This window comes from Mesorhizobium sp. HAY1-8B (genome assembly GCF_056868045.1).
Map to the genome: position 1 here is coordinate 2,518,227 of NZ_CP200321.1, position 24,638 is coordinate 2,542,864.

Annotated in this window: 19 protein-coding genes and 1 pseudogene; 15 read left to right on the forward strand and 5 right to left on the reverse strand. The window is 62.0% G+C overall.

What is annotated here, in order from left to right; translation table 11 throughout:
* Window positions 1–43 precede the first annotated feature (43 nt).
* The 5 genes from AC1VON_RS11940 (at window position 44) to AC1VON_RS11960 (ending at window position 4,907) form a co-directional block, all read left to right on the forward strand.
* Window positions 44–517, forward strand: coding sequence for a TspO/MBR family protein (locus AC1VON_RS11940; protein WP_483126321.1), 474 nt, complete (start codon window positions 44–46; stop codon window positions 515–517).
* Between the two features lie 97 nt (window positions 518–614).
* Complete coding sequence (locus tag AC1VON_RS11945; protein ID WP_023686843.1) at window positions 615–1,073, forward strand: PaaI family thioesterase; 459 nt, start codon at window positions 615–617, stop codon at window positions 1,071–1,073.
* A complete protein-coding gene (locus tag AC1VON_RS11950; protein ID WP_172351986.1) occupies window positions 1,073–1,738 on the forward strand; it encodes a 5'-methylthioadenosine/S-adenosylhomocysteine nucleosidase in 666 nt (221 codons plus the stop codon). The genes AC1VON_RS11945 and AC1VON_RS11950 overlap by 1 nt, the downstream gene beginning before the upstream one ends.
* Before the next feature lie 55 nt (window positions 1,739–1,793).
* Window positions 1,794–3,356 carry a glutamine-hydrolyzing GMP synthase gene (gene guaA / locus AC1VON_RS11955; protein ID WP_056565210.1) on the forward strand — a complete coding sequence of 521 codons (1,563 nt, stop codon included), beginning with the start codon at window positions 1,794–1,796 and terminating at the stop codon, window positions 3,354–3,356.
* A 294-nt stretch (window positions 3,357–3,650) separates the two neighbouring features.
* Entirely contained in the window at window positions 3,651–4,907 is a 1,257-nt protein-coding gene (locus AC1VON_RS11960) for a tyrosine-type recombinase/integrase (protein WP_483122390.1), read from the forward strand.
* A 296-nt stretch (window positions 4,908–5,203) separates the two neighbouring features.
* Here AC1VON_RS11960 and AC1VON_RS11965 read toward each other — a convergent pair whose 3' ends face one another.
* On the reverse strand, window positions 5,204–5,473 hold the full coding sequence (locus AC1VON_RS11965; RefSeq protein ID WP_483122396.1) for a helix-turn-helix domain-containing protein: 270 nt from the start codon (window positions 5,471–5,473) through the stop codon (window positions 5,204–5,206).
* Window positions 5,474–5,889: 416 nt separating this feature from the next.
* A complete protein-coding gene (locus tag AC1VON_RS11970; protein ID WP_483122401.1) occupies window positions 5,890–6,171 on the reverse strand; it encodes a helix-turn-helix transcriptional regulator in 282 nt (93 codons plus the stop codon).
* A 493-nt stretch (window positions 6,172–6,664) separates the two neighbouring features.
* Between AC1VON_RS11970 and AC1VON_RS11975 the strand changes: the two genes are divergently transcribed.
* The 6 genes from AC1VON_RS11975 (at window position 6,665) to AC1VON_RS12000 (ending at window position 17,438) form a co-directional block, all read left to right on the forward strand.
* Window positions 6,665–7,627 carry an ArdC family protein gene (locus AC1VON_RS11975; RefSeq protein ID WP_483122407.1) on the forward strand — a complete coding sequence of 321 codons (963 nt, stop codon included), beginning with the start codon at window positions 6,665–6,667 and terminating at the stop codon, window positions 7,625–7,627.
* A gap of 338 nt (window positions 7,628–7,965) precedes the next feature.
* A complete protein-coding gene (locus AC1VON_RS11980) occupies window positions 7,966–10,089 on the forward strand; it encodes a ParB/RepB/Spo0J family partition protein (protein ID WP_483122412.1) in 2,124 nt (707 codons plus the stop codon).
* 160 nt (window positions 10,090–10,249) lie between these two features.
* Window positions 10,250–14,569, forward strand: a complete 4,320-nt coding sequence (locus AC1VON_RS11985; protein WP_483122418.1) for a strawberry notch-like NTP hydrolase domain-containing protein — start codon at window positions 10,250–10,252, stop codon at window positions 14,567–14,569.
* The gene (locus AC1VON_RS11990; protein ID WP_483122423.1) at window positions 14,569–15,627 is read left to right on the forward strand and encodes a DUF7146 domain-containing protein; all 1,059 of its coding nucleotides are present in this window, start codon (window positions 14,569–14,571) and stop codon (window positions 15,625–15,627) included. Before AC1VON_RS11985 ends, AC1VON_RS11990 begins: the two co-directional genes overlap by 1 nt.
* A 354-nt stretch (window positions 15,628–15,981) precedes the next feature.
* Window positions 15,982–16,911, forward strand: a complete 930-nt coding sequence (locus AC1VON_RS11995) for a DUF2493 domain-containing protein (RefSeq protein WP_483122428.1) — start codon at window positions 15,982–15,984, stop codon at window positions 16,909–16,911.
* A 359-nt stretch (window positions 16,912–17,270) separates the two neighbouring features.
* Window positions 17,271–17,438, forward strand: coding sequence for a hypothetical protein (locus AC1VON_RS12000; RefSeq protein ID WP_019863578.1), 168 nt, complete (start codon window positions 17,271–17,273; stop codon window positions 17,436–17,438).
* Window positions 17,439–17,490: 52 nt separating this feature from the next.
* On the opposite strand, the gene dinB is transcribed toward AC1VON_RS12000, so the two are convergent.
* Both dinB and AC1VON_RS12010 read right to left on the reverse strand, forming a co-directional pair.
* Window positions 17,491–18,576 (reverse strand): DNA polymerase IV, encoded by a 1,086-nt coding sequence (gene dinB, locus AC1VON_RS12005; protein ID WP_483122436.1) that lies wholly within the window; start codon window positions 18,574–18,576, stop codon window positions 17,491–17,493.
* 56 nt (window positions 18,577–18,632) lie between these two features.
* Window positions 18,633–19,139 carry an SOS response-associated peptidase family protein gene (locus AC1VON_RS12010; protein ID WP_483122442.1) on the reverse strand — a complete coding sequence of 169 codons (507 nt, stop codon included), beginning with the start codon at window positions 19,137–19,139 and terminating at the stop codon, window positions 18,633–18,635.
* Window positions 19,140–19,197: 58 nt separating this feature from the next.
* Here AC1VON_RS12010 and AC1VON_RS12015 point away from each other — a divergent pair, with 58 nt between their 5' ends.
* Window positions 19,198–19,788 (forward strand): SOS response-associated peptidase, encoded by a 591-nt coding sequence (locus tag AC1VON_RS12015; RefSeq protein WP_483122446.1) that lies wholly within the window; start codon window positions 19,198–19,200, stop codon window positions 19,786–19,788.
* 1,076 nt (window positions 19,789–20,864) lie between these two features.
* On the opposite strand, the pseudogene AC1VON_RS12020 reads toward AC1VON_RS12015, so the two are convergent.
* Window positions 20,865–22,241 (reverse strand): annotated as a pseudogene (locus tag AC1VON_RS12020) (helix-hairpin-helix domain-containing protein); the annotation flags it as partial.
* An 81-nt stretch (window positions 22,242–22,322) separates the two neighbouring features.
* Here AC1VON_RS12020 and AC1VON_RS12025 point away from each other — a divergent pair.
* The 3 genes from AC1VON_RS12025 to AC1VON_RS12035 all read left to right on the forward strand — a co-directional run bounded on the left by AC1VON_RS12025 (window position 22,323) and on the right by AC1VON_RS12035 (window position 24,636).
* On the forward strand, window positions 22,323–22,517 hold the full coding sequence (locus AC1VON_RS12025) for a transcriptional regulator domain-containing protein (protein WP_483122448.1): 195 nt from the start codon (window positions 22,323–22,325) through the stop codon (window positions 22,515–22,517).
* Between the two features lie 154 nt (window positions 22,518–22,671).
* Window positions 22,672–23,073 carry a DUF2285 domain-containing protein gene (locus AC1VON_RS12030; protein ID WP_483122451.1) on the forward strand — a complete coding sequence of 134 codons (402 nt, stop codon included), beginning with the start codon at window positions 22,672–22,674 and terminating at the stop codon, window positions 23,071–23,073.
* A gap of 822 nt (window positions 23,074–23,895) precedes the next feature.
* Window positions 23,896–24,636 (forward strand): hypothetical protein, encoded by a 741-nt coding sequence (locus tag AC1VON_RS12035; protein WP_483122453.1) that lies wholly within the window; start codon window positions 23,896–23,898, stop codon window positions 24,634–24,636.
* Window positions 24,637–24,638 lie beyond the last annotated feature (2 nt).

Here is a 24,638-nt window from a genome sequence, read left to right on the forward strand (position 1 = left end):
TTGACAAGGAGCGCTAGTGCCCCAGTTGCAGATGCGCGGCGCCATGTCGCTCCGGGTGGGATTCTTGAAAAAATATCTGTCGCTGCTGCTTTTCCTTGTCCTGGTGCTCGGTGGAGGCCTGCTGATCGGCTATGCGACGTTGCCGGGCGCCTGGTATGCATCGCTGGTCAAACCACCCTTCAATCCGCCCAACTGGGTCTTCGCGCCCGCCTGGACACTGCTCTACGTGCTGATCGCGGTAGCCGGCTGGCGAACGTGGGGGCGAGCACCGGCAGGTGTGGCGATGAAGGTCTGGGGCGTCCAGCTCGCCCTGAATTTCCTGTGGTCGCCAACCTTCTTCGGCGCAAAGATGATGGGACCCGCCTTGGTCGTCATCGTGCTTCTTCTCGCAAGCATCGTGCTGTTCATCGTGAGAGCCTGGAACCGCGACCGGCTTTCGGGTTGGCTGTTCGTGCCTTACGCGGCGTGGGTGGCCTTCGCCACCGTACTCAACGCCTCGCTTCTCTGGTTGAACTAGGCCCCTCCAATGTCGTTTTGTTGCAGTGCAGCAAAAGCATTTGCCTGCCGCTCGTGCCTCTGCGATAAGCTTCTCCGGCAAACTGAAGGCAATTGCGATGGCAGCAAAGATCGTACCGGCTCCGGACTATGAGGATCGCGTCAGGGCGTCCTTCGCGCGCCAGCAGGCGATGGCCACGATCGGCGCCGAACTGACACTGGTGACGCCCGGCATCATCGAGATCGAGATGCCCTATTCGGCGGCACTGACCCAGCAGCACGGCTTCCTGCATGCCGGCGTCATCTCGACGGCGCTGGATTCGGCTTGCGGCTACGCGGCCTTTTCCCTGATGCCGGAAAATTCGGGCGTGCTCACCATCGAATTCAAGGTCAACCTTTTGGCGCCGGGCAGGGGCGAGCGTTTCCTGTTTCGCGGCTCGGTGACCAAGCCTGGCCGCACCATCATCGTCGCCGATGGCCAGGCCTATGCCTTTGCCGCCGACGGCGAAGCCAAGCTGATCGCGACCATGACGGGGACGATGATGACGGTGGTAGGCCGCGATGGGATTGCGGGCTGATGGCTAATGTTACGCGAATTGGCGGCAAGGATGTCCTTTTCGTCATGGCGGCGCAGGCCGAATATGGCCCGCATCTGCAAAAACTGTTCACGCCGCTGATGACGGGTGTCGGGCCGGTCGAGGCCGCCGTCCGGCTCGGTGCCGAGCTGTCCTGGCTGAAATCGGAAAAGGCCTTGCCGGACCTTGTCGTGTCGCTCGGCTCGGCCGGCAGCCGGACCCTGGAACAAACGGAAATCTATCAGGCCATCTCGATCAGCTATCGCGACATCGATGCCTCGCCCTTGGGTTTTGAAAAAGGCGCGACGCCGTTCCTCGACCTGCCGGTCATCGTGCCGCTGCCGCTGCGGATACCCGAAATCAGGGAAGCCACGCTGTCGACCGGCGGCGCGATCATCACCGGCGCGGCCTATGACACGATCGCGGCCGACATGGTCGACATGGAAACCTTCGCCTGCCTGCGCGCCTGCCAGCTGTTCGATGTGCCCCTGATCGGGCTGCGCGGCATTTCAGACGGCGCGGCTGATCTCAGGCATGTCGGCGACTGGACGGAATACCTGCACGTCATCGACGAGAAGCTGGCCGAGGCCGTCATGCGCCTCGAACAGGGGATCGGGTCGGGCTTGCTCCGGGCGGCTCCATCCAACGACCAGGCCAGACCCGTCTGAAAGTCAGGCTACGCAACCCATTGCGCAGACTCATTTCTTTCTCTAAACGCTCGCCATGACAACAGCCAATCACCCCGACACCGTCCTGATTGTCGATTTCGGCAGCCAGTTTACGCAGCTCATCGCCCGCCGCATCCGCGAGGCCGGCGTGTTTTCCGAGATCGTGCCGTTCCAGTCGGCCGAAGCCGCGTTCAAGCGCATCAATCCCAAAGCCGTGATCCTGTCCGGCGGTCCGGCCTCGACATCGGATATCGGCAGCCCGCGCGCGCCGCAGATCGTCTTCGATGCCGGCGTGCCGGTGCTTGGCATCTGCTACGGCCAGATGGCGATGTGCGTGCAGATGGGCGGTGTCGCCGAAAGCTCCAACCATCGCGAATTCGGCCGCGCCTTCGTCGAGATCGAGAAGGACAGCCCGCTGTTCGAGGGGCTGTGGGCGACGGGCCAGCGGCATCAGGTCTGGATGAGCCATGGCGACCGCGTCATCGCCCTGCCGCCGGGTTTTCAGGTCTTCGGCAAGTCGGAAAGTTCGCCCTTCGCCATCTTCGGCAATGTCGAGCGCCGCATGTACGGCATCATGTTCCATCCCGAGGTGGTGCATACGCCCGACGGCGCGAGGCTGCTCAGGAACTTCGTCCATAACATCGCCGGCATCGAGGGCGACTGGACGATGCGCGCCTACCGCGAGCACGCGGTCGAGGCGATCCGCAAGCAGGTTGGCAAGGGCAAGGTCATCTGCGCGCTGTCGGGCGGCGTGGACTCCTCGGTCGCGGCGCTGCTGATCCACGAAGCGGTCGGCGACCAGCTCACCTGCATACTCGTCGACCACGGCCTGATGCGCAAGGACGAGGCGGCAGGCGTGGTGGCGATGTTCCGCCAACACTACAATCTGCCGCTGATCCTGGTCGATGCCTCGGAAAAATTCATCTCGGCGCTGGAAGGCGAGGTCGACCCCGAGAAGAAGCGCAAGACCATCGGCCGGCTGTTCATCGAAGTGTTCGAGGAAGAGGCCAAGAAACTCGGCGGCGCTGACTTCCTGGCGCAAGGCACGCTCTATCCCGACGTCATCGAAAGCGTCTCCTTCACCGGTGGTCCGTCGGTGACCATCAAGTCGCACCACAATGTCGGCGGCCTGCCCGAGCGCATGAACATGAAGCTGGTCGAGCCGCTGCGCGAACTGTTCAAGGACGAGGTGAGGGCGCTCGGCAAGGAACTCGGCCTGCCCGAGAGCTTCATCGGCCGCCATCCGTTCCCGGGTCCGGGCCTTGCCATCCGCTGCCCGGGCGGCATCACGCGCGAAAAGCTCGAGATCCTGCGCGAAGCCGACGCCATCTATCTCGATGAGATCCGCAAGGCTGGCCTCTACGATGCCATCTGGCAGGCCTTTGCCGTGCTGCTGCCGGTGCAGACCGTCGGCGTGATGGGCGACGGCCGCACCTACGAATTCGTCTGCGCGCTGCGCGCCGTCACCTCGGTCGACGGCATGACGGCGGACTTCTATCACTATGACATGGCCTTCCTGGGCGCCGCCGCCACGCGCATCATCAACGAGGTCCGCGGCATCAACCGCGTCGTCTACGACGTGACGTCGAAGCCGCCCGGTACGATCGAGTGGGAATGATTCAGGCCCACTCAGACGCCGCCGAAAATACGCCAATCTGCGACGTAACGTACTGAAAACAAAAATAAATCCTTTCAGGGACAATCAGCGACAATCGGCACGCAGAGATTGGCATTGACGGTCCGCTTGCCGGACCTTCCGCATATTGCCCACCCGAATTTTTCTGAGTACCGTCACAGTCAATGAGGCTAGTGACGGTACTTTTTTGCCCCATAAGGCATTGAAGAAAAAAGGAATTTTCTGCCGAGAAGCCTCAGAATTGTACTGACGGTACTTTTTCAGGAGGACGTAGGCATGCTGACGGATGCCGCCCTTAAGGCGCTGAAACCAAAACAGAAAATCTACAAGATTGCTGACCGTGACGGCATGTATATCAGGGTCATGCCCAGTGGCGCGATCTCGTTTCGGCTGGATTACAGGCTCAACGGGCGTCGCGAGACGGTCTATCTCGGCAGGTATGGGCGGGACGGAATCTCGCTCGCCTTGGCTCGAGAGAAGTGCCTTGACGCGAAGCGCGCTGTTCGCGAGGGACGATCGCCGGCCATCGAGAAGCAGCGCGCGAAGCGCCGCCTAAAAGAGGCGAAGAGTTTTGGCGAGTTCGGGGAGAAGTGGCTCACAGCCGCGCCGATGGCCGACAGCACGCGCGCCATGCGGCGCTCCATCTTCGAGCGAGAGCTTCTTCCGGTCTGGCGCAATCGCCTCCTGACGGAGATCACTCCGGACGATCTACGAGCCCACTGTGGCAGCATCGTCGAACGTGGTGCTCCTGCGACCGCTATCCACGTGAGAGACATCTTGAAGCAGATTTACGGCTTTGCGATCCTGCACGGGGAGAAGGTGGCCAACCCGGCCGCTGAAGTTGGGCCCGCATCGATTGCTACGTTCGTGCCAAAGGACCGTTCGCTTTCACCTTCAGAGATTCGCGTGATGCTGAAGCAGCTCGAGCACGTCGCCACACTTCCCACGATCCGCTTGGGAATGCGGCTTTACCTGCTCACGATGGTGCGAAAGAGCGAGCTGCAGGACGCGGTTTGGGACGAGGTCGATTTCGAGAATGCGGTCTGGACGATCCCGAAAGAACGCATGAAGCGATCGAAGGCGCATAACGTCTACCTGTCACGCCAAGTGCTCGACATCATGATCGCCTTGAAGACCTGTGCAGGAAATTCCAGATACCTTCTTCCATCGCGGTACGATGCGGATGCACCGATGTCGCGCGCCACCTTTAACCGCGTCACCTACGCGGTCGTCGAGCGGGCGAAGGCCGAGGGGCTGCCTCTGGAGCCGTTTACGGTTCATGACCTGCGGCGAACGGGCTCGACGCTGTTGAATGAACTTGGTTTCAACAGCGATTGGATTGAGAAATGCCTGGCGCACGAGGACGGGCGCTCGTCGCGTGGTGTCTACAACAAGGCCGAATATGAGGTGCAACGCCGCCACATGATGCAGGAATGGTCGGATATCGTCGATGCCTGGGTCGGCGGCAAGAAATATGGGCCGACACTGATCCCGCCGTCGCTGCCGATCTTGGAGCCTGATCCGGCCCTTTGATTCCACACAAGGGTTGTATGGCGCATCACGCACGTTCTGGCCCGAGGTTCGCCGAGTTCGTTGTCCCTGCTACGCATTAATATGAAACTTTGTGGCGCCGGTATTATGCTGGACGATAATATGGTGATGCGGTTCGGGACTCACTACTGCCAGGCATTAGTAAGCCACTTTTGTGATTCCTGTTAACGGTTCCCTGGCTCGCACCAGAACCTTCGGCTGCACTCCGGCGACCCCACATCGTACGCGAAAGTCGAACCACGTTTGCCGGATATGTCCAGGCCGCCGACTGGCTTCTGCTACCTGTCTAAACGCGCAGCATCATCTTCCTCCATGATGTCTTCGAGTGTCGGGCGCTTGTTGTTGAAGGTCGTCAGCCGGAAATCGAGCCCTACAATGTTCATGAGCGTGAGCACGCGTTTGAAACCCATGTCAGATACCCTGCCATTCTCGAGCGCCTCGATCCTCGCCCGGCTGAGCCCGGAAAGTTCGGCGAGCTTTTCCCGTGTCAGCTTGCGCTGCTTCCTGGCATTCTTGATCTCATTGCCAAGATCGTTCAGGTCGATCATTTTCGCCTCACAAATTAGCTGTTTCGAGCTTTTGTGAGAAAAATAGCTTATATAATGGCTGTTTTCGAGGTCTAATGACCGTGACATCAGACGGCATCATGCCGATCATAAGCAGCAAGCCGAATACGCTTTTGCTCCTGATCATCATCGGCATCATGCCGCCGGCGTGATTGTGTGCCGACGTGACCATCAGTGATCTTCGGCGGGGTGGATGGTTATCACAGATGTCCCGATTCTCGGGTTAGCAGCTTCGACGTTCGCGACCGTTCAATCTGGTTCATGGACGCCCACCTTAAGCCTTCACTAGAGCGTTGGATTTGCCAGTGGACTTTGCGGCTCCATGCGTCCGCCCAGCGGCAGATATGCCGGAACGAATTGATCATCGACACCGCGCCATCGCGATTGTCCCCCTAAGCTTACGGTATTTGTGCCCGATCTCGCGCTCCGACAGGAGAGGTTTTCCGTAAACGCACATCAGGAGGACTCGCTCGGGGGATCGGAACTGCCCTGCGAGCTTGCAGCCAGGCTTCTACTTCGGCCAGATCCCAAACCACGCACCGAGGGGTGAGAGCGAAGCGTCGAGGAAATTGCCCGCGTTGTTCCATTTCATAGATTGTGCTGTCGGCTAGAGGTACGATTTCGCGAAGCTCCTTGCGGCGGATCGTCCGCTTTGTTGCACTTTTCCCGGGATCAGTCATGGCGCCATTCCTCCATCGCTAAGCAGACGATTGAAGCTGATGGTCTTCAGGGAAGGAAATGGCGAAAGCCAACAAGCGTATGCAGGGCGGTCATTTCGTAAATATCGGCCGGTGAGGGTTAGCTGTGGCCCGGATCGACCATGCGTCATACGCGACGGATCGCTTCCTGCTCTGCGGTCAAGTTAGCGAGCAAAGTTTCATATGGCGCCCTTCGCCGGGGGCGGTCGGTCCCGCATCCCGCCTCACGGCGGCGCTATGCTGATGCTCCCTCGGCCGCCCTGTTGAACCGGTCTCAGGGCCGCGAACCTGCTCCAGCACCGAACTGACTTATTCCCGCTGACGGACATTTCGGTGCTTCCGCCTTTTACGCCCTTCTTCACATTGGTCGGGCGAGCAGGGGCTCTCCCGACGGAGAGTCAGAGGAGGGGCGGGGTTTTCGCGACGGGTTGAAAGCAGAAGGAGAGGCCTTCGGCGCCCGTCGCGGAGAACCGCGATGTCTGTCCGGACCAATCGAACTCATCCCGTCGCCGACCGGTCGAACCTCTACGACGAGATCACCGGCAAGATAATTACCGAGCTGGAAGCTGGTCGTTTTCCTTGGGTTCAGCCATGGGGGACGTCCGCAGCAAAAGCGTCGCTCTCCCTGCCGCAGAATGCCAGCACGCATCGCCCGTACCGCGGGATTAACGTGCTTATCCTCTGGGGTGCCGTCGTCGAACGCGGGTTCCCAACACAGAGTTGGATAACCTATCGACAGGCGTTCGCGCTCGGCGGGAACGTCCGCAGAGGCGAGCACGGGACAAATGTCGTCTATGCCGATCGTTTTGTCCCGGATCACGAGAAGAAGCGCGCTCGAGAGACGGGCGAGGATGCTCAAGCCATACCGTTCCTCAAGCGCTTCACCGTTTTCAACATCGAGCAATGTGAAGGGCTACCTGACGAAGTCGCAGCTTCGGCTCCGCCGCCGGTGGCAAGCCTGATCGAACCGCGCGTCGAGGCGCTGATCAAGGCTACCGGTATCGACTTCCGTATTGGCGGCGACAAGGCGTTCTATGTGCCTGCCCACGATTATATACAGGTGCCTCCGCCCCAAGCTTACTTCGAGCCGATCAATTGGCATCGGACAGCCTTGCATGAGCTCGGACATGCCACCGGTCACAGTTCACGCCTGGATCGCAAATTCTCTGGTTCTATCGCCTCCAGGAAATATGCGTTCGAGGAACTCGTGGCAGAGATCAACGCGGCCTTCTGCTGCGCGGCCTTGGGCATCGTGCCCACGGTTCGGCATGCGGACTATATCGGTTCATGGTTAGAGGTTCTGCGCGAGGACAATCGCGCCATTGTTCGTGCCGCCAGCCAGGCCAGTAAGGCGGCGGAGTGGCTTCTTGGCCACCTGCCGGAAGAGGTCGGAGCATCCATCGTGTTGGGCGCAGGCAACGATAGAAGGGCTGCATAACCATCGTTGACCGGAACAGCGCAAGCGCCGTCCCGTCGACCACGGGCCGGCTGTCTTGAACTCGCAGCGTTCCGAATCGGAATTGCACCCGGCGGCTCTGCCGTTCGGCATAGGGATCAAGCGCCAGCCGCGCTTGATCGATCCCTCTCATTATCGGTTCATGCGGAAACCGCGTTCACGGCTACAAGCCTTTCCCAAGCGTGCCCGCTACGTCACGTCGGCTGCCGATCAACGGCGTGCTAGATCGTGGTGGCAGGAGAGGGAGAGGGTTGGAGGGGCTTTGTGACGGGTTCAAGACCGAGAGAGAGGCTCTCGGTGCCCGTCGCGGAGAAACCTCGATGGCCAACGCCGTTCAGAAGATCACCCTGTCGCCTTCGCGCGACATTCCATTCAACAAGCTGGTGCTTGCCCAGACCAATGTCAGACGTATCAAGGCCGGCGTCTCGATAGAGGAACTCGCGGCCTCGATCGCCCGGCGCGGACTCATACAGAGCATTCATGTTCGTCCCGTGCTCGATGCTGGCGGCGAGGAGACCGGAATGTTCGAGGTCCCCGCCGGGGGACGCCGCTACCGCGCGCTCGAGATGCTTGTGAAACAGAAACGGTTTGCGAAGACCGCATCTGTTCCCTGTGTCGTGGGCGATCCGTTTGGGCCAATCCTCGCCGAAGAGATCTCGCTGGCCGAAAACGTCGAACACGCACCGCTCCATCCCTTGGACCAATATCGCGCGTTCAAGGACATGCTCGACAAAGGCATGTCGGAGGAGGAGATCGCAGCCGCGTTCTTCATCTCGACCAGCTTGGTGAAACAGCGTCTCAAGCTCACCGCAGTGTCGCCGGCGCTTCTTCAGATTTACGCCGATGACGGCATGTCGATCGCTCAACTCGAAGCATTCTCCGTCAGCAACGACCACGCCCGACAGGAACAGGTCTGGGAGGCAATCAAGAACAGTTGGTCGAAAGAGCCATACCAGATCCGGCGCATGCTGACCGAGAACACAGTGCGCGCCTCCGACAAGCGGGCCGTGTTCGTCGGTCTGGAGCGCTATGAGGCGGCAGGCGGCGGAGTGCTGCGCGATCTGTTCCAGTCGGACGATGGCGGGTGGTTGCAGGACGTCCCGCTGCTTGAACGGCTGGTCACCGAGAAGCTGCAGATGATGGCCGACGAAATCGCCAACGAAGGCTGGAAGTGGATCGCAGTCGCATTGAGCTTTCCCTATGGCGCGGCAAATGGCTTGCGTGAACTCAATGGCACTCCGATCGACCTCACCAGCGAAGAGCAGGCAACGCTCGATGCACTGCGTGGGGAGTTCGACAGGCTTCAGGCACAGTATGAAGAGGCCGACGAGTTGCCGGATGAGGTCGACCAGCGGTTTGGCGAGATCGAAACGGCGATCAAGTCGATCGAGGCGCGTCCCGTTCACTTCGATCCCGCGGAAATCGCGCGTGCGGGTGTATTCGTCAGCATCGATACGGACGGAGCGCTTCTCGTGGAGCGCGGTTACGTAAAGCCGGAAGATGAGGCGCCCTTGTCGCCCGGCGGCGACAACGATCCCGGCATCGACGGATCCGGCGTTTCGGCCACAGGCTCTAATCAGCGGGCCGTCATCACGATCGGTGGCCAGCCGGTCGACCCGGACGATGATGAGGAGGATGGCATCAAGCCGTTGCCGGATCGGCTGATCATGGAACTGACCGCAGATCGCACGCTGGCTCTGCGCGACAAGCTCGCAAACGATCCGGCAACCGCTTTTCTGGCCGTCCTTCACAAATTCGTCCGTGACGCTTTCTCTCGCTACAGCGCGCAAGGCCTGGCGATGGAAGTCTTTGTCCGTGGCACGGTCTTCCCGGTTCAGTCCGAAGGGCTTCGGGATACGATTTATGCGCGCTCGATCCAGGCTCGCCACGAGGCCTGGGAAAAGCGTCTTCCAACTGACGTCGCCGACCTATGGGACGCGCTCTCTGCACTGACGGGTAGCGAGCAAGCTGAGCTGTTCGCCCATTGCGCATCCCTCGGCGTCAACGCCCTTTACGAAAGGGCCGATCGCTACGGTAACGGCGCCATCTCAACGCACGGCGTCCAGCAGCGCCTTGCGGATGCCGATCACCTTGCTCGGGCAGTTGGGCTCGACATGATCGCCGCCGGATGGCGCCCCACTGTCGGCAACTATCTCGGCCGCGTCACCAAGGCGCGTATCCTCCAAGCTGTTCGCGAGGGTGCTGGCGATCGCGCATCCCAGCTCATCGATCACCTCAAAAAGGGCGACATGGCCAAGGAAGCCGAACGCCTGCTCGCCGATAGCGGCTGGTTGCCCGAGCCTCTGCGGCTTGTCGACGTTGATGTCGACGCAATCGACACCAACGCTGGCGACGACGATCAAGCTCTGCCTGAATTCCTGGCAGGTGACAATGACGTTGCTTTGGTCGACGGGGAAGAAAAACAGCTCGACGCCGCCGAATAGGCCCTTTCCCTTCCGCACCTTTCGCCCGGCTCTCGCAAGAGTGCCGGGCGTTTTTGCGTGCTGTGGTGAGAGTGAGTGTCCGGCCGGGACGGCTTGAGCCCGTGCGGTCAGAGAGAGCGCCGATGGGCTTTTCCCGGTCTCGCTCTCCAGAGGATCTCAGATGAACGTCTTGTCGCCGACATCAGCCGGCAATCCGGTCCCGTCCGTCGCTGCTCCCTTCGATCCCTCCGCAGCAGTCTACGAGGCAGCCCAGCGCTTACTTCTCCACCTCGAATGTGGCCGGCGCGTCGATGCCGTCGTCCTGCGAGGCGTGATGGAAGCCGCTTTCGGGGCCTCCGACACAAGCGGCGTCTGGGACTGGAAGACGGCCTACGACGCCTGCGAGGCCGCTACCGTCCTGTTCCTGCGCAAATACGGCAGGTCGCTTCTGCGCAAAGCCGGCTCCATGGCTTCCGCCTTGCCGCTTTTCAGCCGGATCGTGGATCTTCTGCCGACGCATACCCGCCGCTCCGAGGAAAGCCAGGCGCTGCAGCAATTCTCGACGCCTATTCCACTGGGTCTCGCAGCCGTCTGCGCGGCCGCCATAACAGCGTCCGACCGAGTGCTTGAACCTTCCGCCGGTATCGGACTGCTTGCCATCCTCGCCGAGATCGCTGGCGGTTCGCTTCTGCTGAACGAGCTTGCGGCGATGCGTGCCGGCCTCCTGTCCAATCTCTTCCCGGCCCTCACGGTCACGCGGTTCGACGCGGCCCAGATCGATGATCATCTCGATCCCGCCAGCTTGCCCACGGTCGTGCTGATGAATCCGCCGTTCTCGGTCCTCGCCAATGTGCACGGGCGCGTCGCGGATGCGGCCTATCGCCATGTCGCCTCGGCACTCGGCCGGCTTGCCGACGGGGGCCGGCTCGTCACCATCACCGGTGCGAGTTTCGGGCCGGAGATGCCGGCGTGGCGCGATGCATTCGAGCGCATCCAGCAGCATGGTCGTGTCGTTTTCACAGCCACGATCAGCGGCGCCGTCTATGCCAGGCATGGCACGACGATCGAGACCCGACTGACGGTCATCGACAAGACCCCGGCTGGCGATCCGTCCTTCATTGCGGCCTCGCCCGGCTTTGCGCCCGATGTCGCCACGTTGCTCAGTTGGGTCGAGAAGAACGTCCCGGCACGGTTGCCGATCGCTGAAGCGGCCAGGGTTGTTGCCGCCATTCCCGCGCCCCGGACGGTCCGTGGTTATCTCGCCCGCCCTGCCGCAGGCCCAGTTCACCGGCAACTGCCGGAGCCGGTCGGCGTTGAACTGTCGTACGAGAGGGTCGATTGGACGCCCGACGAGGGAGCACGGCTGACCGACGCGATATACGAGGAATATGGATTGCAGACGATACGTATTCCCGGCTCACAGGCTCACCCGACCAGGCTGGTCCAGTCCGCGGCGATGGCGTCGGTCGCGCCGCCAAAGCCCACTTATCGCCCGACCCTGCCCGGCGATATCCTGACATCGCTCTCCGACGCCCAGCTCGAAACGGTGATCCTGGCCGGCGAGGCCCATTGCGGGTTGCTTGCCGGATCGTGGTCAGTCGACCACACGCTCGATGTTGTCAAAGCAGCACCCGATGACGCGCCGGCAGCCGTGCGCTTCCGGCGCGGCTTCTTCATCGGCGACGGAACCGGCGTCGGCAAGGGACGGCAGTCGGCGAGCATCGTGCTCGACAACTGGCTGCAAGGCCGGCGCAAGGCCGTATGGATCTCGAAATCGGACAAGCTGCTTGAGGACGCGCAGCGCGACTGGGCCGCGCTCGGCATGGAGCGTCTGCTGGTCACGCCACTGTCGCGCTTCCCGCAAGGGCGCACCATCACGCTTCCCGAAGGCATCCTGTTTACAACCTATGCCACGCTGCGCTCCGACGACCGTGGCGAAAAGGTTTCGCGCGTCAGGCAGATCGTCGAATGGTTGGGCCCGGATTTCGACGGAGTGCTCATATTCGACGAGGCGCACGCCATGCAGAATGCCGGCGGCGGCAAGGGAGAGCGTGGCGATGTCGCGTCCTCACAACAAGGCCGCGCCGGCTTGCGCCTGCAACATGCTTTGCCCGGCGCCCGTGTCGTCTACGTTTCCGCCACCGGCGCGACCACCGTCGCCAATCTGGCCTATGCCCAGCGGCTTGGCCTCTGGGGTGGCGAGGACTTCCCGTTCTCGACCCGCGCGGAGTTCGTCGAGGCGATCGAGGCGGGTGGCGTGGCGGCAATGGAAGTGCTCGCCCGGGACCTTCGAGCGCTCGGCCTCTACACGGCACGCTCGCTGTCCTTCGACGGCGTCGAGTATGAACTGGTCGAGCATGAACTGACGCTTGAGCAGCGGCGCATCTACGATGCCTATGCCGGCGCCTTCGCCGTCATTCACAACCATCTCGATGCGGCCATGCGGGCCGCCAACATCACCGGCGACAGCGGCACGTTGAACCGCCAGGCCAAGTCCGCCGCGCGCTCGGCCTTCGAAAGCGCCAAGCAGCGCTTCTTCGGCCACCTGCTGACGTCGATGAAGACGCCGACACTGATCCGCTCGATCGAGCACGATCTCCAGTCCGGGCATTCGACCGTGGTTCAGATCGTCTCCACCGGTGAGGCGCTGATGGAACGCAGGCTGGCGGAGGTGCCGACTCAGGAATGGAACGATGTCCGCGTCGACATCACGCCACGCGAATATGTGCTCGATTACCTCGAGCATTCCTTTCCAGTGCAACTCTACGAACCCTTCACGGATTCGGAAGGAAACCTGTCGTCGAGGCCGGTGTTTCGCGACGGCCAACCCGTTGAGAGCCGCGAGGCGGTCGCGCGCCGCACAGCCCTGATCGAGACGCTGGCGAGCTTGCCACCGGTCCCCGGCGCCCTCGACCAGATCGTTCAGCGCTTCGGCACCGACATGGTCGCGGAGGTGACAGGCCGGTCGCGACGCATCGTCAGGAAGGGCGAACGCTTGATGGTCGAGGACCGCGCCGCCTCGGCCAATCTCGCCGAGACGCAGGCCTTCATGGATGACGTCAAGCGCATCCTGGTATTCAGCGATGCCGGCGGGACCGGCCGAAGCTACCATGCGGAACTTTCTGCGCGGAACACGCGCCTGCGCATCCACTATCTTCTGGAGCCTGGCTGGAAAGCCGATACTGCCATCCAGGGCCTTGGCCGTACGCATCGGACAAATCAGGCGCAGCCGCCGCTATTCCGACCGGTCGCGACCAATGTGAAAGCCGAGAAACGTTTCCTCTCCACGATTGCCCGGCGTCTCGATACGCTGGGCGCAATCACGCGAGGCCAGCGCCAGACCGGCGGGCAGGGCCTGTTCCGGCCAGAGGACAATCTCGAATCGCACTATGCGCGCGATGCGCTGCGCCAGCTCTACCTGCTGATCGTCCGCGGCAAGGTCGAGGGCTGCTCCCTCAAGCTGTTCGAGCAGACCACGGGTCTGACGCTGACAGACGAGAACGGCATCAAGGACGAGTTGCCGCCGATCACCACTTTCCTCAATCGACTGCTGGCGCTCACCATTGAACTGCAGGATATCCTGTTCGCGACTTTCGAGCAGTTGCTCACCGCCAAGGTGGAAGGCGCCATCGCCGCTGGGGTCTATGATCTTGGGCTCGAAACGCTGCGAGCGGAGAGCTTCGCCGTCACCGATCGGCGGGCAATCTACACTCATCCGGGCACCGGCGCCGAAACGCAGCTCCTCACCATCGATCAGCGCCAGCGCAACCGACCCATGCCGGTCGAGGAAGCTGTTGCCCAGCTCGACGACCAGCGCGCCATCCTGCTGGTCAACGAACGCTCAGGGCGTGCTGCCCTGCAGGTCCCCGCGCCGTCTTTCATGCTCGATGATGGCGAAATCGAACGGCGTGTCAGGCTAATCCGGCCGATGGAACAACACCATGCCTCCCTGCGTATGATGGAGGACAGTCATTGGCAGCAGGCTGATCGCGGGACCTTCGCCGCCGCCTGGAGTGCCGAGGTCGCGAGCGTCCCGACTTTTTCGGACTCGACCATCCACATCGTCGCGGGGCTGCTGCTGCCGATCTGGAAGCGACTTCCAAACGAATCGAGCCGGGTCTATCGGCTCCAGACCGACGAGGGGGAGCGCATCATCGGACGCAGGGTTTCGGCCGCATGGGCCGCCGGCGCGTTCGCAACCGGCGTCAGCGCACTGACGGCACAAGATGCCTTCAACTCCCTTGCGGGCGGACGAACGATGCTCGACCTCGCCGAAGGGCTTCATGTGCGCCGCGTCCGCGTCATGGGCTCCAATCGCATCGAGCTGTCGGGCTTCACCGACACCATGCGCGAGCGGCTGACGGCCTACGGGCTTTTCCACGAGATCATCTCCTGGAAGCTGCGCATGTTCGTGCCGGCGGACGCGAGCGGACCTGCGGTGCTTGCCAAGGTCATCGAGCGTCATCCGATACAGCGCATCAGCGAGAGGGAGGCCACCTGATGCCGCCTCGTGATGCATCCGAAATGGCAAGCTGTCTCGCCCAACGGGCGGAAGCGGTCTGCCGCCGCTATCTTTCCAATGGACGCCGTGAGGGCCGCTACTGGCTGGTTGGCGACGCCCGCAATGCGCCGGGGCGCTCGATGTTTGTCCGTCTCAAGGGATCGGATTCCGGCAAGGGCGCCGCCGGGAAATGGACCGACGCCGCCACCGGGGAGCATGGCGACCTGCTGGACGTCATTCGGGAATCGCTTGGCCTTGTCGATTTCAAGGACGTCTGCGACGAGGCGCGTAGCTTTCTGTCGATGCCCCTGACGACGAACGAACCAAAGGACCGGCGGGAGCAAGCCGTCCCCGCTGCCGGCGGCTCTCCCGAAGCGGCGCGGCGGCTGGTTTCCATGTCGCAGCCAATACCAAGTACGCTTGTGGAGACGTATCTGCGTGGACGCGCGATTACAGCTTTGCATGAAACCGGGAGCCTGCGGTTTCATCCGTGCTGCTATTACCGTCCAGAGAGCGGCGCGACCGAAACATGGCCGGCAATGATCGCGACGGTCACCGACCTCAGAGGCAAGCTCACCGGCGCTCACCGCACCTGGCTCGATCCGGGCGGATTCAGCGAGGCCCATCTCGGCCGCGCTCCAATCGACACGCCGAGACGAGCCATGGGCGAACTGCTCGGTCACGCTGTCCGCTTCGGCTGCTGCCGTGATGTCATGGCCGCCGGCGAAGGCATCGAGACCATGCTGTCGCAACGCACTGTCCTGCCCGCTATGCCGGCACTGGCTGCGCTGTCGGCGGCGCATCTGTCTGCAATCCTGTTCCCTGACACATTGCGGCGGCTCTACATCGCCCGCGACAATGATCCGGCGGGCGACGCAGCAGTGGCAACCCTCATTGAGCGCACCAGCGCAGCCGGTATCGAGGCGATGGTTCTGAGGCCGAAACTTGGCGACTTCAACGAGGATCTGCGTCTGCTCGGCGCCGATGCCCTGAGGGGGATCCTGCATGTCCAGATCGCGCCGCAGGATGTCGAACGCTTCATGAAGCTGGCGGCCTGACCGGAAAGGGGAAGATGGGGCGCGCCAGCGGTGCGTGGCTCGGGTCGCAGGTGAACCTTCGCTGGGGGGAGGGCCGGCCCATGGCCTTCCAGAGGGCGATCGGGCGCCGGTCGGTCCGCACAGGCAATGGCTGCGCCCGGCTATTTTCCGGCGGCCCTTGCCACCCCGCGCGGCGGACCGCGCGGGGACCCGTCTTCGTGCCTTTCCATCGCGAGTCAAAATAGCCGGGCCTCACCATCCTTCACTTCCGTTCCGGCCCTGCGCTGGCGCTGCGGGTGCAAGTCCGGATCGTCCATCGCCTTCGTCGCCATGAAGGCCGCGATGGGCGCGGCCGATCCACGAAGGCAAGCTGCCATGAGCACCGAGCACGATACCGACTTCGAGCCGCAACCCGCATCATCACCCATCGACCACGTCCTTCAGGAGCTTCAGCTCTACGGCTACCGTCCCTTCGACGACGAGCTCGATCCGCGCCCGCTTCCCGAAGGCCGGGTCGTGGCAGCCAGCATCGCCGACATCTTCGACGCTCTCGTGGTGGCGATGGCCGACACACGCCTTGAACCCGACCTCGAGGAGATGCTGTGGGGTACGGTCAATCTGTTCCATCGCGCGACCAAGCGGATCGAACGCGAGCTCGATGAAAACGAGCTTGGCCAGCAGCGGCTGCAGCGCGAACAGGATGGGTCCGAGGTCAAGTCGGTCGAGCTCGAGCGCCTCATCGCCCAAGGTCAAACACTGCTCGAACGCCGCAACGCCTTCGAATTGATGCGTGACCAGGCCGCCGAGCATTTCGAGCGTCACACCCACTTGATCTGGCGCCCGCGTTCGGGCTCTCTCGTCAACCATCGCAACCTGACCGCGGCAATGATCGACAGCCGGGACTTCGTTGCCGCGAGGAAGCATGCAGACAGCCAGGTGCTGTTGCCGCCGGGACCGAAAGTCGCCTTCACCGGCGGCCTCGATTTCAACGATCATCGGCTGATCTGGGCCAAGCTCGACCAGGTCCATAGCAAGCATCCGGACATGGTCCTGCTACACGGCGGATCACCAAAAGGTGCCGAGTTGATCGCGGCCAAATGGGCTCACAGTCGCAAGGTGCCACAGATTGCCTTCAAGCCGGACTGGACCAGGCATGCCAAGGCCGCGCCCTTCAAGCGCAACGACGCCATGCTCGACACCTTGCCGATTGGCGTCATTCATTTCCCCGGCTCTGGCATCCAGGACAATCTCGCCGACAAGGCCCGCAGGCTCGGCATTCCGGTGATGAAGTTCGGCACCGCGTGAAGGGGCCGCCAGTCGACCGGCCTCGAGTCATTCGCTCTGATTTCCGTTGCTCTCGGCGCGTTGATCGAGCGACCGCTCCTGCTGATGTGGCGTCGATGAAGGCAAGGCGACGGACCACGAGGTCCACACATCTCACTTGGTCCTGAAATGGAGAAACAGGGAACCGATCGCCGCGTTTGTCGGCGCAATTCCTTGGTCCGGTCCAAGGGCCTGATGCCATCAACCCATAAAGGGTCGGACTACGCGAACCGTGCCGCCGTTTCGGCCTCGCCTTCACGGTGATTGCGGCCCTCGGCCGGACACATCGGGCGCCTGTCACGCGGGGATCGCTCCCCGCTTCCAGAACAGGAGCCGGAAAAATGTCCCTCGTAGAAGCCAACGCCTTCGCCTTCAGCCTCGCCACCAGCCTGATGGTCAGCATCGTCATCTTCCGCGCCGGCGACGGAACACTCACGGTCGTGCGGGCTGACGAATATGAAGGAGAGGTCTCGCAGATCGTCCGCGAGATCGATCCGCACGAGCGATGATCCGGATAAGTTGCGGCCGGTGGTTCTCTGCGTCCCGGCCTGAGAGGCAGCCCTACACCTCGAACCGAAGTTGTCGTTGATCTGACGGCGACACATCGCCTAGCGACGACAGTGTAATGCCCAGCAGGCGGATGCCTTTCCGCACCGGAAACACCGACCTCAGGAGATCAGCCGCGAGCTCCTCAAAATCACGAAGCTCGATCGGAATCGCCACCGTGCGGCTGCGCGTGATCTGCTGGAAGTCGGCGAATTTGACCTTCAGCGTGACGGTTCGGCCGCGGATGCCTTTGCCTTCGCAGTATCCCCAGACCTTGGCGACCAGCGGCTTAAGTTCGGCGATTAATGCATCGAGATCGACGATATCGGCTGCGAAAGTGTCCTCGGCGCCGATCGATTTGCGTGGCCGATCCGGTTCGACGGCGCGTTCATCGATGCCGCGCGCGATCTGATAGTACCAGAGCCCAGACTTTCCGAAATGCTGCTGCAGGAAGGGGAGCGACCTCTCCTTGAGATCGGCGCCGGTCTCGATGCCGAGCCCTTCCATCTTCGCGGCTGTCGCTGGGCCGACACCATGAAATTTCTTGACGGGCAAAGTCTCCACGAAGGCCGGCCCGTGGCGTGGCGTGATGACGAACTGGCCATTCGGCTTGTTCTGGTCGGAGGCCATCTTGGCGAGGAATTTATTGTAGGAGATGCCGGCGGAAGCAGTCAGCCCGGTTACCTCCAGAATCTTTGCCCGGATCAGCTCTGCGATCGTTGAGGCAGACGCAATGTTGAGCCGGTTCTGCGTCACGTCGAGATAGGCCTCGTCAAGCGAGAGCGGCTCGATAAGATCGGTGTGTTCGGCGAACACGTCGCGGATCTGAGCCGAAACCGCCCGGTAGACGTCGAAGCGGGGCGGCACGAAGATCAGTTCGGGGCATTTGCGCTTTGCCGTGACCGAAGGCATAGCGGAGCGAACGCCGAAGGCGCGGGCCTCGTAGCTTGCGGCCGCGACCACACCGCGGGCGGCGGCCCCGCCGACGGCGAGCGGCTTGCCGCGCAGTTCTGGATTGTCGCGCTGTTCGACCGACGCGTAGAACGCATCCATATCGACATGGATGATTTTGCGCGGGTCGGCGCCGCGTTCAGGGGCCATTTGCCTGCAATGTCATTCGCCAGGTCTAAGCTTCGTGCTGAACGATCCTACAATCTTCAGATCGCAAATTCAGCCTGTCTGCGATCGTGGCGGAGACGCGAAACTGCAAAAGTTGCTCCTGGAAGGGGACGAAGGACCTCGTGTTCCGGTTGCGTCATGTCGAGCCAAGCCGAGCGCTCGTCCCGGCGCAGCACCACCATCTGGCGATCATGATAGGGGGCAATATCGTCATTGGCCTGGATCGTGAGGATTGCGTACGCTTCTGGCCAATCGCGCGTCGCTGGCCGCCAGATGCCGGCGAAGTAGAACCAATCACCGCTTGCGAGGCGAAAGCTGTAGTTCTTTCCCTGGCTGCGGTGCCGGAATTCGGACGCCGGCACCAGGCAGCGATGGCTTGGAAACGACCGGTCTTCTGCGCGCACGACGGCGAAGGGTCGGTCGCCCGGTTCCTTAGGTTGGAGACCCCAGGGCAACTCAAGCATCTCAACATCGCCGCCGTAGCGTCTTATGATGATGCGGCGTTCATCGAGCGGTGCGTCGGAATCGAAAACTCTTGCGCTCATAACCAAAAGAACATAACAGGAACACGATTGCCGCGCAACGCCGGGAAACGGGTGACACATGTGCAATGACTATCGGCTGATGGTGGATTTAGCCTCGATCGTCGAGGACTTCGCCGATCTCAAGATCAAGATACGTTTCAGCGAAGGCGCGCCGAATATCGAGGCGCGCGAGGATATCAAGATAACGGATCTGGGGCCGATCATCCGCGCGGTCGATGGCACGAGCGGCGAGGCCGATCTGGTTCAGCGCCGGTGGAGTTGGCCCGGACAGAACAAGCGGCCGGTCTACAACTTCCGCTCGGACGGCCGCGAGTTCGCCTCGAACCGCTGCCTGATCCCCGCCGATGGCTTTTACGAGTTCACCGATCCGACGGAGACGGGCAAAAAGCGCAAGGACAAGTGGCTCTTCACCAAGCGCGGCGAGCCGATCTTCTGCATCGCCGGGATCTGGCGCCAGACCAGTGACGTCGGGGAAGCGTTCACCATGCTGACGATGGAACCGGGCCCCGACATTGCCCCCTATCACGATCGGCAGATCGTGATCCTGGAGCGGAAGGATTGGGCGAGCTGGCTTGATCCATCGATGTCCGCCACGTCCCTGATCAAGCCGCTGCCTGCGGGGACGCTCTTCGTCGAGCAGGTCGGTTGATCCTGCTGTCTGGGGTCGGCGATTTCGGTTTGCGGCCAAGTTGGGGACGCGGTCGGTGGTCTGAGAGTTGGTCGCGGACCAAGCCTGATGCATGAAGCCTACGCTGAATCCGGCTATCACTGACACGCTATTGGAAGGTCATTCTCTTGCGCCAATCCCAAGGCTGCTCGAACGATCCGATCCAGATTCCAAACTTCGCCGCTCGAGCCTTGGCTTGTGCCGGCGCATAGTAGCCATCGCTGTATCTCGGCCAGTCGAGGGCGTAGCCGCGCTGACCAACCACTCTGCGGTGTCAACGCCGCCGGCCGTGCAGACAGCATGCGCCGAAACTGGTCTCGCCCAACCTCGATGCATGACGTCGGGCGGTGTGCGTCGAGGAAGTCCGCGAGGGCTAGGGATGACCGCTGCCCGCAGCGATATTTCTTGCCGGACCCATCGAGACACATCTGAGCGCTTTCGGGCGCGTCGATGCCATAGAGGCGGATACGCGTGCCATGGATTTCGATCGTGTCGCCGTCAATAACGGACGGGACGCCAACGAGCGGCTGAGCGGTAGCGTCTTGGGCGCCGAGAACCAGGGCCAGCAAGATTGATCCGGCGCGCACTATTCTGCTGCCAATGGCAATGTTACAGCTTTGCATGGTGGATAAGGGGGCTTTCTCAAAAGTGTTGAGGCTGTGTGTTTCTGCTGCGCTGTTGGCCATGATTGGCGCCCAGCCGGCTTTTGCTGCGAACACCCCGTGCAGCGGTCACAAGGGTGGAATCTCACACTGCCAGGGCAGCACCTTTATCTGCAACGACGGTTCGGTCAGCGCCAGCAAAAAGAACTGTTCGGCGGAGATTGGCGGGGCGTCCAGTCAAGCTCTTGGGCTTATCGGCGGCGGATCTGCCGAGATGGCGCCGGCAAGCGTGGGCGAGTGCAGTTGCCGGGGAGGTCATTTTTGTACCGGACCCCGCGGCGGCCACTACTGCATCACTGACAGCGGCCGCAAGAGCTACCTGAAAAAATGATGCTCGGCTTGGTCGCGGCACAGCGTTGCAGGAGTGGTGACGCCGGAGCCGGCCACGAATTTCGGTCACCTGAAATCCCGCATCTTGACCTTAATGTTGTCGATGTGCAGGTCCGGGATGTAGATGTCGCGGCTGCGCAGCCCCTTGGGCGGCAGCTCGCGCGGATCAGGCCCCGAGCCGCCATTGCGTACCTGGTCGCCGCGGGCGTGCGGCACGGGAAAGCTCCCTTCGCGTTCGCCGACGCTGGCCAATTCGGCGGAAAGGTCGGTGATGCGCCGCGCGACGAGGTGAACCACTTCGCCCTCACGCTGAATGCGACCCCGCACCGCGACCATGCCGGCCAACAGAACGGTGCGCCGGTGCTGCTCGAACACCTTCGCCCAGACAACGAGGTTCGCGATACCAGTCTCGTCCTCGAGCGTGATGAACATGACACCCTTGGCCGAGCCAGGGCGCTGCCGGACCAGCACAATCCCTGCCGCTTCAAGCCATCGGCCGTCGCGCGCCTCCATCGCCTCGGCGCAGGAGACGATGCGCCGGCGTCGAAGGTCTTCGCGCAGGAAGGAGACCGGGTGGCTGCGCAGCGTCAGGCCGATATGGCGGTAGTCCTCCACGACCTCGCCGCCGGCGGTCATCGGCCGAAGCGCCACCGCCGGTTCGTTGATCTCGGGCACCCTCTCCGCCTCACGGGCCGATGCGGCCGCGAACAGGGGGAGCTGCTCGTCGCGCAACGCCTTGATCGCCCAAAGCGCCTCGCGCCGTGCGAGACCAAGTGCTGGCCGGAACGCGTCGGCCTCGGCGAGCTGGACAAGTGCGGCCTGCGGCACGCCGGCGCGCCGCCAGAGATCATCGACGGAGCCAAAAGGCTCATCGGCGCGCGTGGCGACGACCATGCTTGCATGCGCGTTGGCCAGACCGCGCACCATGCGCAATCCGAGCCGGACGGCGAAGCGGCTGTCGTCGTCGACAGGCTCGAGCGTGCAGTCCCAACGCGAGGCGTTGACGCAAGCCGGCCGGATCTCGATCCTGTGCGCGGCCGCGTCGCGCACGATCTGCGCCGGTGCGTAGAAGCCCATCGGCTGGCTGTTCAGCAGCGCAACGCAGAACACATCGGGGTGCCAGCATTTGAGCCAGGCCGAGGCATAGGCGATCAGCGCGAAGGACGCGGCGTGGCTTTCGGGGAAGCCGTAGGAGCCGAACCCTTCGAGCTGCTTGAAGGTCTGCTCGGCGAAGGCCCGCTCGTATCCATTGTCCACCATGCCCTCGATCAGCTTCGTCTTGAACGACGACACGCCGCCGGTGAACTTGAAAGTGGCCATCGACTTGCGAAGCATGTCGGCTTCGCCCGGCGTGAAGCCGGCGCATTCGATGGCGACGCGCATCGCCTGTTCCTGGAACAGCGGCACGCCAAGCGTCTTGCCGAGCACTTTTTCGAGCTCGGGCTTATTCGTCAATGACGGAATCCAAGGATTTCGCTCTACGCCGCGTCCCCCTATCAAATCCTTGAGAAGGGAAGGATGCGGATGAAGCCGGATACATCGCAGTGGCGCGACCCACAGGCATATGCGTTCGTCAAAGGCGCCGCCGCCGATGAGATTGCCTGGGAGTTCCTGCGACGCAATCCCCAATACCAGCAGGACTTCGCGGCCTCGCGCACGGCCAAGGCGATGCGCGCGTTGCGCAAGCGCTGGGGTTTGCAATTTCGCCGCCCGGCCTGATCAGTCGGCCGTCGAGCAGCCAGTCTATTGGGCGCCTCAGGCCGACCCTGGGGTCGTGAACCTAGTCGAGGTTCCGCCCTATCTACGGGCGCGGCAGGGCAGTGTCCTAGACGTTCCGCTGGCTGCGAGTCAGCGTGACGAAGTCGGCCTTCACGTGCGATCCTCGGCAGACGGCACGCAACTGGCGCTTCACGGCGACGGGCAGCCAGGCGAACCGCTGGCTGCAATCATCCCGCTCGACGACATGGCCTGCGACCGGCTCCAGGCTATCGAGCGGTTCATCCGCTCGATTTACGGGCAGCGCGCTCGCGACGCCCGCTTGACTGCGGCCCAGCGCCGGCGCCTTGGCCACATGCTGCGATGCCTCGATGGCCGGGAGGAGCAGGCATCGCATTTCGAAGTCGCGACCGCCTTGTTCGGCCGTCGGCTGGTCAGCGCCGCCGACTGGCATGACTCGGCTTTCCGCTACCAGACGCATCGCCTCATGCGCGATGGCCTGAAAATGGTCGAGCGCGGCTATCGCCAATTGCTGCGCGCGCGAAGGCGCAATCTCTGACGAGTGCCACCGGCCGCGTTGTCATGCGCTGTCTCCAAGCCGGCGCCCAGAAGCGAATGACGGCTTTGCGCCTATATCGGTCCTGAACATAACATCCGCCGTCACCTGAAAGCTGACAGCGTCAGCAAGACGCGAACACGTCGCGCGTCGTGATGATCCAGCAAAACGGGACCCTCATTTGTGTCGAATGTCCTGCAGTCGACTGGCAGGCAACTTCCCCTGTAGGGGCGCATGAGCCGCACCAACGGATGCAATGACCGCGGTCGGTTCCTTCGACATTTCGAATCTCGCATCGATATTTGAATTCTGTATGGTGTTTATTGCGTTAAGCGAACGCTATAAATGCGTGTACAATACATCAAAGTGTAAATTAGTATGATCTTATGAATAGGGTGCCAATTTTTTAGCACTGTTTCTTCGGCGGCTCTTAACAGGCTATCACGAGTATGTTACCGATGTCGCTGCGGGGAAAGTGCGGCGACTATCGCCTCAGCCCAGAAAAGTGACAGGGAATTTCGCGGTGTCGGGCACCATGCCTGGCATTGACGATTGTATGTGCGTCGAGGTGGTGCGGTTACGGTAGAGGCGCTGGCCGACCCTGCTGGCTCTGCGCATGCTTCGCGAATGCGGTCTTGTGGATGGCGGCTGGTGAGACATAGGACGCTTATAGGCTTGGCCGTCTGCGCCATGCTCTGCCTGGAGTGGCCTGTCGTTGCGTTCGCATCGGGCAAGTGGCCCGTCTCCCGCGGTGAGCCAGGGTGGCAGACACTCACGCGCTATCGGTCATTCCAGGATTTATGGTCAGATCCGTCGCCGATTACATTGTATCAGTATTCAAAATCTGAAGAAAAAAGCGCAACAGAAATCGATGTTTTATCAACTGGCGCAAGTATCAGCTTTGATCTAGATCGAAACATCATTGTTGACAGCGTCACGTCTGGCTCCGGCCCAAAGATTGCACTGACCGTCCGGATATACGCCGAAGAGGCGTCAGTTTCAGAGACCGCCGACAATCCCGGTTCCGAATCGGCCCGGCAGCGCCAGATGACGGCGACCGTCTCGAGTACATCCCTTGCCGAAATGGCCGCCCAAAGGAAATTCCGCACCGGCTGGGCGCCACCGCCCGCTGCAATCTACAAGGCTCGGCAGCATGCCGATCCGCAATACGATAGCCTTAAAGGCCGGCCGTCCGGTGAAGCCACGGTATTGTACGGCGGCCGCGACTATTGCGGGTTCGAGCAATTCAGAGACCCCGGCACCTATAGGACGCTGAACCCTCTCGCTCTGGCACAGACGCCAGTTCCCTTTGATGTGTCCGATGTGTTTGTGAAGTTCGACGATACCGGTGCGATCAGGCAGCTTGCTACCTGCAAGCCCTCATCCGGCCAGCCCATATGCACCGTTGGGGGCCTATTCAACGGCTGGGTCCGCTATAGCCTGACCTTCAACTATCGCCGCTTGTGCGAGATAGACAAGATCATTCCAAGTGTCTCTACGTGGCTTCAATCCAAGATTGTCGCCGAGACAATCCCACCATCAGCCCCCCAACCAGATCAGGAGTGATG

Bases quoted from the DNA above. Each gene is read 5' to 3' on its own strand.
- AC1VON_RS11940 (WP_483126321.1), top strand. From the start codon at position 44: ATGTCGCTCCGGGTGGGATTCTTGAAAAAATATCTGTCGCTGCTGCTT.
- AC1VON_RS11945 (WP_023686843.1), top strand. From the start codon at position 615: ATGGCAGCAAAGATCGTACCGGCTCCGGACTATGAGGATCGCGTCAGG.
- AC1VON_RS11950 (WP_172351986.1), top strand. From the start codon at position 1,073: ATGGCTAATGTTACGCGAATTGGCGGCAAGGATGTCCTTTTCGTCATG.
- guaA (WP_056565210.1), top strand. From the start codon at position 1,794: ATGACAACAGCCAATCACCCCGACACCGTCCTGATTGTCGATTTCGGC.
- AC1VON_RS11960 (WP_483122390.1), top strand. From the start codon at position 3,651: ATGCTGACGGATGCCGCCCTTAAGGCGCTGAAACCAAAACAGAAAATC.
- AC1VON_RS11965 (WP_483122396.1), bottom strand. From the start codon at position 5,473: ATGATCGACCTGAACGATCTTGGCAATGAGATCAAGAATGCCAGGAAG.
- AC1VON_RS11970 (WP_483122401.1), bottom strand. From the start codon at position 6,171: ATGACTGATCCCGGGAAAAGTGCAACAAAGCGGACGATCCGCCGCAAG.
- AC1VON_RS11975 (WP_483122407.1), top strand. From the start codon at position 6,665: ATGTCTGTCCGGACCAATCGAACTCATCCCGTCGCCGACCGGTCGAAC.
- AC1VON_RS11980 (WP_483122412.1), top strand. From the start codon at position 7,966: ATGGCCAACGCCGTTCAGAAGATCACCCTGTCGCCTTCGCGCGACATT.
- AC1VON_RS11985 (WP_483122418.1), top strand. From the start codon at position 10,250: ATGAACGTCTTGTCGCCGACATCAGCCGGCAATCCGGTCCCGTCCGTC.
- AC1VON_RS11990 (WP_483122423.1), top strand. From the start codon at position 14,569: ATGCCGCCTCGTGATGCATCCGAAATGGCAAGCTGTCTCGCCCAACGG.
- AC1VON_RS11995 (WP_483122428.1), top strand. From the start codon at position 15,982: ATGAGCACCGAGCACGATACCGACTTCGAGCCGCAACCCGCATCATCA.
- AC1VON_RS12000 (WP_019863578.1), top strand. From the start codon at position 17,271: ATGTCCCTCGTAGAAGCCAACGCCTTCGCCTTCAGCCTCGCCACCAGC.
- dinB (WP_483122436.1), bottom strand. From the start codon at position 18,576: ATGGCCCCTGAACGCGGCGCCGACCCGCGCAAAATCATCCATGTCGAT.
- AC1VON_RS12010 (WP_483122442.1), bottom strand. From the start codon at position 19,139: ATGAGCGCAAGAGTTTTCGATTCCGACGCACCGCTCGATGAACGCCGC.
- AC1VON_RS12015 (WP_483122446.1), top strand. From the start codon at position 19,198: ATGTGCAATGACTATCGGCTGATGGTGGATTTAGCCTCGATCGTCGAG.
- AC1VON_RS12025 (WP_483122448.1), top strand. From the start codon at position 22,323: ATGAAGCCGGATACATCGCAGTGGCGCGACCCACAGGCATATGCGTTC.